At 63.3% G+C, this 12430-nt stretch carries 8 protein-coding genes and 1 pseudogene; 3 read left to right on the top strand and 6 right to left on the bottom strand.

Features of this window, described 5'->3' with window-relative positions; all coding sequences use genetic code 11:
* Positions 1-127: pseudogene (locus tag IT41_RS20880) on the top strand (IS481 family transposase); the annotation flags it as partial.
* A gap of 16 nt (positions 128-143) precedes the next feature.
* Here IT41_RS20880 and IT41_RS15830 read toward each other — a convergent pair.
* From IT41_RS15830 to IT41_RS15850, 5 genes are all read right to left on the bottom strand, one after another.
* Positions 144-3755, bottom strand: a complete 3612-nt coding sequence (locus IT41_RS15830; RefSeq protein WP_036743252.1) for a vitamin B12-dependent ribonucleotide reductase — start codon at positions 3753-3755, stop codon at positions 144-146.
* Between the two features lie 434 nt (positions 3756-4189).
* Positions 4190-4729 (bottom strand): 5-formyltetrahydrofolate cyclo-ligase, encoded by a 540-nt coding sequence (locus IT41_RS20885; protein WP_036743216.1) that lies wholly within the window; start codon positions 4727-4729, stop codon positions 4190-4192.
* On the bottom strand, positions 4726-6111 hold the full coding sequence (gene mgtE, locus IT41_RS15840) for a magnesium transporter (protein ID WP_036743217.1): 1386 nt from the start codon (positions 6109-6111) through the stop codon (positions 4726-4728). Before mgtE ends, IT41_RS20885 begins: the two co-directional genes overlap by 4 nt.
* Positions 6112-6189: 78 nt before the next feature.
* The gene (gene hisN / locus IT41_RS15845) at positions 6190-7005 is read right to left on the bottom strand and encodes a histidinol-phosphatase (RefSeq protein ID WP_036743219.1); all 816 of its coding nucleotides are present in this window, start codon (positions 7003-7005) and stop codon (positions 6190-6192) included.
* A gap of 80 nt (positions 7006-7085) precedes the next feature.
* A complete protein-coding gene (locus IT41_RS15850) occupies positions 7086-7445 on the bottom strand; it encodes a helix-turn-helix domain-containing protein (RefSeq protein ID WP_036743221.1) in 360 nt (119 codons plus the stop codon).
* Positions 7446-7779: 334 nt separating this feature from the next.
* Between IT41_RS15850 and IT41_RS15855 the strand changes: the two genes are divergently transcribed.
* On the top strand, positions 7780-8550 hold the full coding sequence (locus tag IT41_RS15855) for a Bax inhibitor-1/YccA family protein (protein ID WP_036743222.1): 771 nt from the start codon (positions 7780-7782) through the stop codon (positions 8548-8550).
* Positions 8551-9006: 456 nt separating this feature from the next.
* Complete coding sequence (locus IT41_RS20185; protein WP_081967586.1) at positions 9007-10245, top strand: Hint domain-containing protein; 1239 nt, start codon at positions 9007-9009, stop codon at positions 10243-10245.
* A gap of 222 nt (positions 10246-10467) precedes the next feature.
* On the opposite strand, the gene IT41_RS15865 is transcribed toward IT41_RS20185, so the two are convergent.
* On the bottom strand, positions 10468-12414 hold the full coding sequence (locus tag IT41_RS15865) for a TonB-dependent receptor domain-containing protein (protein ID WP_036743224.1): 1947 nt from the start codon (positions 12412-12414) through the stop codon (positions 10468-10470).
* Between the last annotated feature and the right edge of the window lie 16 nt (positions 12415-12430).

Below are 12430 nucleotides of genomic sequence, written 5' to 3' on the forward strand. Positions count from 1 at the left end.
CTTCGTGCGCAGGCTCAAGACCCTCGGCGGTCTCACGCCTTACGAATAAATCTGCAAGATCTGGACATCAGAGCCTGACAGATTCATCCTGAACCCGATCCACCAAATGCCAGGACTGAACACCTAGCCTTATCCTGCCGCTCTCAGCTGCAGCCCGAGGTGCCGCCGCAGGTATTGCACTTCATGCAGGTGCCGTTGCGGACCAGCGTGTAATTGCCGCACTCGCCGCAGGGATCGCCCTCATAGCCCTGCATCCGGGCCTTGGCGCGCGCGTCCATCACCGCGACCGATCCTTCCGGGCTGGCGGTGGTGACGGCAGTGACCGACACGCTGGCCTGCAACCCCATGAGATCCTGCGGCAGGCGCTTGCGCAGATAGCCGGTGGAGCTGATCTGCTTGAGCATCTCGATCGATCGCGAGGCCGCCTCGCCCACCGGCGCGATATTGGCGCGTCCCTCGCCCTCGCCACCGCCCAGATCGTCGAAACTGGCGCCCTCGGGCTTCACATGGGCCAGATCGGTGCGATCCAGATAGGAAACGGCCAGTTCGCGGAACACATAGTCGAGAATCGAGGTCGCGTTCTTGATGCTGTCATTGCCTTGCACCATCCCCGCCGGCTCGAACCGGGTGAAGGTGAAGGCATCCACGAATTCCTCAAGCGGCACGCCATATTGCAGGCCGACCGAGACGGCGATGGCGAAATTGTTCATCATCGCCCGGAAACCCGCGCCTTCCTTGTGCATGTCGATGAAGATCTCGCCCAGCGAGCCATCGTCATATTCGCCGGTGCGCAGATAGACCTTGTGGCCGCCGATGATGGCCTTTTGCGTATAGCCCTTGCGGCGCTGCGGCAGCTTTTCGCGATGGCTGCGGACCGCCTCCTTGACGATGATCTTTTCCACGATCTTTTCGGCGATGACGGCGGCCTTTTCCTGCGGGCTGCCGCTGGCCAGCGTTTCCTCGGCCTCCTCGTCCTCCTCGACCAGGGCCGAGGCCAGCGGCTGCGACAGTTTCGAGCCGTCGCGATAAAGGGCATTGGCCTTGATCCCCAGCGACCATGACAGCTCATAGGCGGCCAGCGCATCGGCGATGCTGGCGCTGTTGGGCATGTTGATGGTCTTGGAGATCGCGCCCGAGATGAAGCTTTGCGCCGCCGCCATCATCCGGATATGGCTGTCCACCGACAGATAGCGCCTGCCCTTCTTGCCGCAGGCATTGGCGCAGTCAAAGACCGGGTAATGCGCCGGATCCAGATGCGGCGCGCCCTCCAGCGTCATGGTGCCGCAGACATGGTCGTTGGCGGCCTCGATCTGGGCGCGGGTAAAGCCAAGATGGCGCAGCAGGTCAAAGGTCGGGTCGTTCAGCCTGTCGGCCGGAATACCCAAGGTGCCCTCGCAGAATTCCTCGCCCAGCGTCCATTTGTTGAAGACAAAGCGGATATCAAAGGCCGAGGCCAGCGCGGCATCCAGTTTTTCCAGCTCGCGCGGGCCGAAACCGTGCCCGATCAGGCTGGCATGGTTGATGCCCGGACAGTTCCCAAGGCTCGCATGACCCACGGCATAGGCGATGATTTCCTCGATCTGGGCGGAACCGTAGCCCAGATTTTCCAGCGCGGCCGGAACCGAGCGGTTGATGATCTTGAAGTAACCGCCGCCGGCCAGTTTCTTGAACTTGACCAGCGCGAAATCGGGCTCGATCCCCGTGGTGTCGCAATCCATCACCAGGCCGATCGTGCCGGTCGGCGCGATGACGGTGGCCTGCGCATTGCGGAAACCGTGCTCCTCGCCCAGGGTCAGGGCCTCGTCCCAGGCGCCCTGCGCCAGCGCGACCAGACGCGGATCCGGGCAGTTCTCGGCATCCAGCTCGACCGGGCGGACATTCAGGCCCTGATAATTGCCGATGCCATGGGCGGCGGCACGATGGTTGCGGATCACCCGCAGCATGTGACGCGCGTTCTTCTTGTAGCCGGGGAACGGCCCCAGCTCGGCCGCCATCTCGGCCGAAGTCGCATAGGCGACGCCGGTCATGATCGCGGTCAGCGCGCCGCAGACCGCGCGCCCCGCATCGCTGTCATAGCTCAGGCCCATATTCATCAGAAGCCCGCCGATATTGGCGTAACCCAGGCCCAGCGTGCGGAAATCATAGCTGCGCTGCGCGATCTCGCGGCTGGGAAACTGCGCCATCAACACGCTGATTTCCAGCGTGACGGTCCACAGCCTGCTGGCATGGACATAGGCATCGGCGTCGAATTCCCGCCCGTCCCAGAAGGTCAGCAGGTTCATCGAGGCGAGGTTGCAGGCGGTATCGTCCAGGAACATGTATTCGCTGCACGGGTTCGAGCCCCGGATCGCGCCATGTTCCGGGCAGGTATGCCAGGCATTCACCGTGTCGTGGAACTGGATGCCCGGATCGGCGCAGGCCCAGGCGGCATGGCCGATCTGGTCCCAAAGCTCGCGCGCCTGCACGGTTTTCGCCACCGTGCCATCGGTGCGGCGCAGCAACTCCCATGGCGCATCCTCGGCCACGGCCCGCAGAAAGGCATCCGTCACCCGCACCGAATTGTTGGAATTCTGCCCCGAGACGGACACATATGCCTCGGAATCCCAATCGGTGTCATAGGTCGGAAATTCAATCGAATCAAATCCCTGCCGGGCATATTGCAGAACCCGGTTGATATAGGTCTCCGGGATCATGCTGCGTTTCGCGGAGCGGATCGCGGATTTCAACGCCGCGTTCCGGCCCGGGTCGGTCGCATCCTCGATGCTGCCGTCCCAGTCGCGGATCGCGGCGAAGATTTCGTTCAGCTTCCGTTCGTGCACCTTGGAGCCAGCCACCAGCGAGGCGACCTTCTGCTCTTCGATGACCTTCCAGTTGATGAACTGCTCGATGTCGGGGTGATCCATGTCACAGATCACCATCTTTGCCGCGCGCCGGGTCGTACCGCCCGATTTGATCGCGCCGGCTGCGCGGTCTCCGATCTTCAGAAAGCCCATGAGCCCCGAAGATCTGCCGCCGCCCGACAGTTTCTCGCCCTCCCCCCGGAGGGACGAAAAATTGGTGCCCGTGCCCGAGCCATATTTGAAAAGCCGCGCCTCACGGACCCACAGATCCATGATCCCGCCCTCATTCACCAGATCGTCGCTGACCGACTGGATGAAGCAGGCATGCGGCTGGGGATGTTCATAGGCGCTGTCCGACCGGGTCAGCTTGCCGGTCTTGTAATCGACATAGTAATGCCCCTGCCCCGGCCCGTCGATGCCGTAAGCCCAGTGCAGCCCGGTATTGAACCATTGCGGGCTGTTGGGCGCCGCCATCTGGCGGGCCAGCATGTGGCGCATCTCGTCGTAATAGGCGCGGGCATCTTCTTCTTCAGAAAAATATCCACCCTTCCAGCCCCAATAGGCCCAGGCGCCGGCCATCCGGTCAAAGACCTGCCGGCTGGAGCTTTCGCCCAGGTAACGCTGATCCTCGGGCAGTTCGGCCAGTGCCGCCTCATCCGGGACCGAGCGCCACAGGAATTCCGGCACGCCCTTTTCCTTGACCTGCTTGAGGCGCGCAGGAACCCCGGCCTTGCGGAAATATTTCTGCGCGATCACGTCCGAGGCGACCTGGCTCCAGCCTTCCGGCACTTCGACGGCATCGTTGCGAAACACGATGCTGCCGTCGGGATTGCGGATCTCGCTGACGGTCCTGGTAAAGGAGATATCCCCATATGCCCCGCCCTTGACCGTGGTGAAACGCCGTTCGATCCGCATATCCCTTTTGTCCCTCGTTTTTTTGCGGCGCGGGCAGATGGCGAAACCGTCCCTGCCCGGCGCCACCGGCACCGGTCAGGCAGCCCGTCCATGGCGCCCTGAACCGTGAATTTTCATCTGTTGCCGCCTGGCCGGTGGCATTCGGCGGATCCCCGCCATCACACCAAATCTTGTGGCCGCAGCAGCTTGAACCACAACCTGCCGCGAGTTTACAGGTATTTCAATAAGTATTTTCGCCCTCTCGCAGCGGCCAGCCCCGCGCCGCGAAAGCACAAAGACCATGCTGCATCTGCGCTGTTAATATTTGCCCGTTCAGCCCGCATTCCGGAAAGCCGAATGATCCACGGGGTTTCAGCGCCGCAATGCACGCGAATTCCACAGAGTTATCCACATGCGTTTGATCCGGAAGTTGGGGCTTCGTTCCGCGCCGCAGCTTAGTATTTTTTCTGCCGGGGCAGGATGATGCCGCCATCCGTCACGATCATGTCGAGCGGCTGATCGGTCTGCTCGATGGGAATCGCGCGAATCTCCTGCACCGCATAAGCCAGTCCGATGGCGATGACCTGCCCCCTGCCCCGCAGCATCTGCAAGCTCCGGTCGTAGAAGCCGCCGCCATAGCCCAGCCGGTTGCCCATGCGGTCGAAACCGGCCAGGGGCACGATCAGCACCTCGGGGCGCAGCTCCGGCGAATCGGCCGGCGGGTGACTGGTGCCAAAGACCCCCGCCTCCAGCCGCCCGTCGAATTGGCGAAAGACCAGCGGCCGCGCCGGGCCGGTCACGACCGGCAGGCAGACCGGACCGCGATGGGCCTGCATGGCCGGGCGCGGATCGGCCTCGTCGCGCATCGGCCAGTAACCGGCCAGAACCTTGTCGGCATGCGGCGCGAGCGCCTGCAGCAGATGCCGCGTCATGGCCGCGCCGTCACCGCCCTGCCCGCGCGCCCGCAGCGCCGCCCTGCGCAATTCGGCCTTCACAGCAGCACCGCCGACGCGAGGCCCAGAAAGGCGAAGAAACCCACCACATCGGTGACCGTCGTCACGAATGTGCCCGAGGCCAGCGCCGGATCCGCCCCCGCCTTTTCCAGCGCCAGCGGAATCAGGATGCCGGCCAGCGCGGCAATGGCCAGATTGACGATCATGGCAATGCCGATCACCGCCGCCAGAGAGATGCCGTCGAACCAGACCCAGGCCACCAGCCCCATGACCACGGCGAAGGCAAAGCCGTTCAGGATGCCGACCACCGCCTCGCGCCGGACGACCCGCCAGACATTCGATCCGGTCAGGCTTTTCGTGGCCAGCGCGCGCACCGCGACGGTCAAGGTCTGGGTGCCGGCATTGCCGCCCATCGAGGCGACGATGGGCATCAGCACGGCCAGCGCCACCACCTGCTGGATCGTCGTCTCGAAAACCGCAATCACCAGCGAGGCGATGATGGCGGTGACCAGATTGACCATCAGCCATGGCAGGCGCTGGCGCAGGGTTTCGGCCACGCTGTCGGTGATCGCCGATTCGTCCCCGACACCGGCCAGGCGCAGGATGTCCTCCTCGTGTTCCTCGTCCAGCACCGACATGGCGTCGTCGATGGTGATCATGCCGACCAGCCGGTCATGTTCATCGACGACCGGGGTCGAGATCAGGTGATACTTGTTGAAGGCATGGGCCACGTCGCCCTCTTCCTGCAGGACCGAGATGGTGCGGAAACTGTCCTCGGTGATGTCGCGCAGCGCCACGTCCCGGCGCGAGGCCAGCAGCTTGCCCAGCGTGACATAGCCGATCGGATGGCGTCGCGGATCGACCAGCACGACATGATAGAACTGGTCGGGCAGCCATTCCTCGGAGCGCAGGAAGTCGATGGTCTCGCCCACCGTCCAGTGTTCGGGCGCGGTTACCACCTCGGATTGCATCAGCCGGCCGGCGGAATATTCGGGATAGGTCAGCGACTGCTCGATCGCGGCGCGGTCGGATTCGTCCAGCGCGGCCAGCAATGCCTGCTGCTCGGGCGCGCCCATGTCCTCGATCAGGTCAACGACATCGTCGCTGTCCATCTCGCGCACCGCCTCGGCCAGCACCTCGTGCGGCAGCTGTTCGATGACCTCGTCGCGGATGCCCTCGTCGATTTCCGACAGGATCTCGCCGTCGATCTCGCCGGAATAGAGCTGCAGGAAAACCCGCCGCCGCGCCGGCGTCAGCTGTTCGATCAGATCGGCGATATCGGCGGCATGGGCGGGTTCCAGCAGGCTGTCCAGAGCCGGGCTGTCGCCATCGTCGATCGCCTTGCCGATCGCCTCGATATCCTGCTTGCTCAACTGGAACTCGTCCTCGGCGGCATCGGTTTCAGCTTCGCGCGGCTCGGTCATCGGCGGGCTCCTCGTCGAAAGTCTTGACAGCGGCGTCGGGTGGTTCCGGCGGCAGCATATGCGCGCTGTCGCCGGGCCTCAATCGTGGTTCAGAAGTTCCAGCGCCCGGGCGTGAAGTTCGGGCGAGCCGGCGGCGACGATCCGGCCGCCGCCATGGGCGGGCCGGCCCTGCCAGTCGCTGACCACGCCGCCCGCCGCCTGCACCACGGCAATCGGGGCGGCGACATCATAGGGCTGCAGACCGGCCTCGATCACCAGATCGACATGGCCGGCGGCCAGCAGCGCATAGGCATAGCAATCCAGCCCGTAGCGCACCAGGCGCACCCGATCCGCGACCCTGCGAAAGGCGGCCTGTTCGCCGGCATCGCCGATCTCGGGATAGGTGCTCATCAATGTGGCATCGGCCAGCGCCACGCCGCGCCGCGTGGCAAGCGGCACCTGACCGTGTCGCCCAAGCATCCGCGCGCGGCCCAGCCCGCCCTCAAACCGTTCGTCGAGATGGGGCTGGTCGATGATGCCGTAGACCGGCCCCCGCGCATCGGACAGGCCGATCAGCACCCCCCAACTGGGCGCCCCGGCCATGAAGGCGCGGGTGCCGTCGATGGGATCCAGGATCCATGTCAGGCCGCTATCGCCCTGACGCGCGCCGAATTCCTCGCCCAGAACCGAATCCCCGGGGCGCCGCGCCTCGAGGATCGCGCGCATGGCGCGTTCGCTGGCGCGGTCCGCCTCGGTCACCGGGTCAAAGCCCGAAGCGGCCTTGTTGTCGGGACGAAGCTCGGGACTGCGAAACAGCCGAAGCGTCTCGATCCGCGCGGCATCGGCCAACTCATGCGCGACCGCGGCAAGGCGTTCGGCGGTTTCGCCCGAAATTCTGCTGGTCCCGCTGGTCATGCCCGCCCCGTCGCAATGTGTCGGGGCAAGGTTTAACCCCGGCCGGTCGGAAGCGAAACCCTTCTGCGCAACGGCCGGGCTCAGGCCGCGTCGGAAAGCACCCGTGCCAGCTCGAAGATCTGGCGCCGCTGCGCCTCGGGCATCGCGTAATAGGCGCGGACCAGCTGCAATGCCTCTTTATCGGCAAGGATGTCGCCCTCGACCGCGTCCTGGCTGTGGCCGTCATCAAGCCCCTCGAAGAAGAAGCTGACCGGAACCTCGACCGCCTGGGCGATATCCCAGAGCCGAGACGCCGAGACGCGGTTCATTCCGGTCTCGTATTTCTGGATCTGCTGGAACTTGATGCCGACCTTTTCGGCAAGCTGTTGCTGCGTCATGCCGATCATCCAGCGACGATGACGAATACGCTTACCAACATGAACATCCACGTTATGCTTCATGGTACCACCTCACACAATCTATACGGGCGCTACAACAGTTTTACGCAATTTTCGAGTTTGAACTTTCCAACCTGACCAAAAAGACAAGGTTTCGGCGGCGGAATTTGTGCAAATGGTCTGTTCCGTGCCGAAATGCCGCGCCGGCCGGGGACGCCGTCCGCCCGGGGCCCGAGTCGGCCGGGACTGCTTCGCGTCCGCCGCGGAACGCTCAAATTTTCGGTGAGGACCCCGCAAATGGGGCGGGTTCGCATTGAAAAGCCCCGCCATTGTGCCAATATTGTGCGCGATGGTGGGCCGCTGCGGCCGCACCGCGACTTCTGACCGGGGAGAACACATGCAAGATTTCAATACGATCCGCACGGCCGGGACCGCGACGCGCTCGGCTGCCGTGGACGAAGGCCTTCGCGCCTATATGAACAAGGTCTACGGCCTGATGGCCGTGGGCATGCTGGTGACGGCCGGCGCCGCCTGGGGCATGGCCGGCCTGACGCTGTCGGAGGCGCCGACCCAATATGCGCTCGGCAATGGCAAGTTCCTGACCGAGATCGGCGCCAGCCTGTATCTGTCGCCGCTGAAATGGCTGGTGATGTTCGCGCCGCTGGTCATGGTCTTCGCCTTTGGCGCCGCGCTGAACCGCCTGTCGGTGCAGGGCGCGACGACGCTGTTCTATGCGTTCTCGGCCGTGATGGGCATTTCGATCAGCTGGATCTTCGCGGCTTATACCTCGTTCTCGATCGTCCAGACATTCCTGGTGACCGCGATCGCCTTTGCGGGCCTGTCGCTCTGGGGCTACACGACCAAGCGCGACCTGAGCGGCATGGGGACGTTCCTGATGATGGGCCTGATCGGCCTGATCGTCGCGATGATCGTAAACCTGTTCCTGCAGTCGGGCGTCATGCAGATGGCCATTTCGGCGATTGGCGTGCTGATCTTTTCCGGGCTGACCGCCTATGACACGCAGAAGATCAAGAGCACCTATCTGCAACTGGCCAATTCGGACAGCAATTTCCTGGGCAAGGCCGCCATCATGGGCGCGCTGAACCTGTATCTGGACTTCCTGAACCTGTTCATGTTCCTGCTGCAGTTCATGGGGAACCGCGAGTAAGCGAACTCGCCTTTCAAGGCATGTGCAAGGCCGGGTGTTCATCCCGGCCTTGTCTGTTTCCCCCTTTGGTTGATGGATGAACTTTCCCGATTGCGGGAATTTGCCTGCAAATTCGCGGTCGATCGCCCCGATGGCAAGTTTCCGCCGGGTAACTTTCGATGCGTTTTCAGGGGGCTCGGCGAGATGACGCGCGGTCGGCATTGAAATTCAAGGTTTTATCTACTGATCCGTTCAGTTCCCGCGATTGCCAATCCTGCCCGGTGAATTAGACAAAAGCTTGTCGGATCATTCTGACCCGGCCTCGCGACTTGGGTAAAAGCTGGCAAATCCCATCTGAAACCCGTCTGCCCGATGGACCGCATCGCTGTCTGCCGATGCGATCCCGGCTATGATGTCGCGTGTAAACGATTACGTTGGTCGGCCGTAAGGCTGCGTATCTGAGTGGTGGATTTGAACATGAGTTCCAAGCGCGGTGGCGAAGAAGGACATGGTGGCGGCAAGTGGGATGATGACAAGCATTGCGGTCCGAAAGGCCCCGATTGCGAGAACATGATCTATCTGGGCAAGCTGCCCGACATGGACCCGATCGAAAAACATACCGGTGCCGAAGAGGCGACCAAGATCCTTGGCGGCATGTCACGCGGCGATGCGTCGGATCCGCTTTACGACAACCTGGTCGAGGTCAAGGCCAACGATACCAATCGCGATGGCATCATCGGCACCAATGACGGCCGCAACGGCTACCGGGCCGAAACCGTCTCGCATGATGCCGACGGGGATGGCACGGAAAGCAACTATCAGGTCGATTCCACATTCACGGTCAGCAAGACCAGGGTGACCTTCCTGAACGAGGACGGCTCGACCGAAACGCGCTTGCTGACCGTGCGGATCATGCAGGACAGCGACGGCAACACCTTCCTGATGCCGCCGCCGCGCGGCGCCTCGGAGGCCGAGGTCGAGGCGATCACCTCGCGCCCCATCGTTTCGGTGAAATTTCCCAGCAACCGGGCCAATTACGATCTGAATTACGACGGCATATTCACCGACCGCAACTGCTTTCCCTGCTTCGCCAGGGGCACCATGATCGACACCGAATCCGGTCCCGTCGCGGTCGAGGATCTGGTCCCCGGCATGCGCGTGCTGACCCGCGACCGCGGCCTGCAGCCGCTGCGCTGGATCGGCTCGCGGGTGCTGGGCAGCAAGATGCTGAACATCAACCCGAACATGCGCCCGATCCGCATCCGCGCCGGCGCCCTGGGGGACGGCAAGCCCACGCGCGACCTGCTGGTCTCGCCGCAGCATCGCGTGCTGGTCCGCTCGAACATCGCGCGCAAGATGTTCGGCACGGCCGAGGTCCTGGTCGCCGCCAAGCAGCTGCTGCAGATCGAAGGCATCGATATCGCGCATGATCTGACGACGGTCGAGTATTTCCACTTCCTTTTCGACCGCCACGAGATCGTCCTTTCCGAGGGCGCCGAGACCGAGTCGCTCTATACCGGCAAGGAGGCGCTGAAATCGCTTGGCTCCAGCGCGCAGGAAGAGATCTTTGCGCTGTTCCCGGAGCTGCGGACCCGCCCCGAGGATGAGGCGCCCGAAGGCGCGCGTATCCTTGCATCCGGTCGCATGGGCCGCAAACTCGCGGTGCGTCACGCCCAGCACCGCAAGCTTCTGGTGCACGACATTCGCGGAGTTTAGTCATTGATTGGTTGACGAGTAGGGGCCGGCCTTCTGGCCGGCCTCAATTTTTGCTGCCTGGGGCGCGCCTTAAGGAAACCGAAAGCGCCCCCGCTGTCTATCCGCTATGCCGAAGGCGCCCCCGCATGAGAGCGCCTTCGATCCGTGGAGAGGCGAGGCATGCCTGCGCGTCAGCCCTGCCCCCGGCATCGCCTTGCGGATGACGGCCCTGCCGGTCTGGTGTCAGAGCTTGAAATCCAGCCGGATGCCGATATTGCGCCCCGGCTCGTTCAGCGGGATCAGGCTGGAATATTCCTGCCCGTAGCTGCCGCGATCGGCATAGGTCTCGTCAAAGACGTTCTTGATGTCGAGCCGCAGCACCGCGCCTTTCATGGTGGCGATCTGATATTCCGCGCTAAGGTTCAGCACGGCATAGCCGTCGATCTCACGATCGGAATCCGGATCCGGGGAATCGGTCCGGTAGTCATCGGCGAATTCGATGGTGCCTCCCAGGGTCAGGCCGGTATCGCCGAATTCATGCCGGGCATAGATGGCCGCCATGGTGCCAAGCGGCGCGCCAAGATCCAGCGTCTCATATGCGCCGGCATCGTCGCCGTCGATTTCCGGCGTGGCGCGCGCCACCGTGATGCCCGCCTCGCCGCCCAGCCAGGAGTAACCCAGCCGCGCATTGAACCCGCGCGAGCGGAAATCGACATTGCGATCCACATCCCGCGCATTGTCGATCGAGATGTCAAAGGCCTCCAGCCCGGCGGTGATGCGACCATCGTCATATTCCATGCCCGCCTTCCAGTTCTTGGCGCGCGAGGGGTCGAGATCGGTATAGGCCCAGGCGGTCGGGTCGATCGAGAACGCATCGGTCAATTCGATCCCGCCGAAGACATTGGCATAGCCCGCATAGAGATCCAGCGTATCGGTCACCGCATATCTGGCCGACATGTTGCCCGAGAACCCGTCGACATCGTCGTCGAAATCGTTCAGCCCTTCGAAACTCTGCGTGTCATAGCGAACGCCGCCGGACAGCGTCACGTTGGAGAATTCGTATTCGCCCTGCGCGAAAAGGCCGAACACCTTCGAGGTCTCGTCGGCGCCATCCGCGACCGAGGCATCCCAGGTTCCCTTGTATTCGACCTCGGCATGGGTCACGTCAAAACCGTATTCGACCGTCGCGGCGCCGAAGGTCGCGGTGTTCATCGCCTTGAACTTCAGGATATCGGCATTGGTTTGGGTCGAGGAAGGATCGTCGATGTCATAATCGGACTTGCTGTAGGCCAGCGTCAGCTCCGGGTTGAACAGGTTCGAGCCGGCATAGCTGTAGCGGATGCTGTGGCTTGCCTGGCGCAGCTTGCTCTTGATGACCGGATGCGGCCGGCCGGTGTTGAAGCCGCCGAAATTGGGGCGCTGCGTGCGTGGGGCGTCGTCGGTGATGGTCTGGGTGGACAGGCGGAAGACATGGTCCCCGGTCGTGTAGCCCGCCTTCAGCAGGTAGCTGGTATAGTCGGTGGCGGTGCCCGGATAGCTGGTGCCGTCGCCGTCCTCGTATTCGTTGCCGTCGGCGCGCTTGGCATAGCCGAGGATTTCGAAGCCGTCATGCTGCGCGGCCAGCGTCAGCGCGCCCGTCCTGGTATCGCCATTGCCGTCATAACCCAGCGTGACGCTGCCGCCCATGGTCTGGCCGGCCCGCAGGAAATCGCTGGCCGAGATGGTTTCGAAGGCAACCGCACCGCCAAGCGCGAATGGCCCGGCGGAAGCCGGCGCGACCGTGCCCGCGACGCCGACGCTGCGCAGAAGCCCGGGGTCGATGTAATTCGCGGTCGTGTGGTGGGTCGCGGCATTCGGACGCGGCGCGGCGTCGATATTGATGTTCAGATTGCCCTGATCGACACCGTTGACATAGAATTTCTGCGCGATCGGCTGCGCGCCGCCGGTGGCGATGGATGCCTCTTTCTGGAACACGTCCTTGATATCGCCGGTGCGGACATCCTCGATATCCTCCTCGTCGACGGTGGTCGACGGATCGGCGGTCAGGAACTCGCCGCGCGAGGCATCGAGGATGATCTGATCCAGCACAACCGGGTCGGTGACCTCCTGCGCCTGCGACGCGACCGCCGCGGTCAGGATCGAGACCAGGGCGGTTCCGGCCAGCAAGGTTCGACTACAAGGATGAAGCATGGTTTTTCCTGTTCGT

Origin of the sequence: Paracoccus halophilus, assembly GCF_000763905.1 — a bacterium.
In the GTDB taxonomy this organism is placed as follows: Bacteria; Pseudomonadota; Alphaproteobacteria; order Rhodobacterales; family Rhodobacteraceae; genus Paracoccus; species Paracoccus halophilus.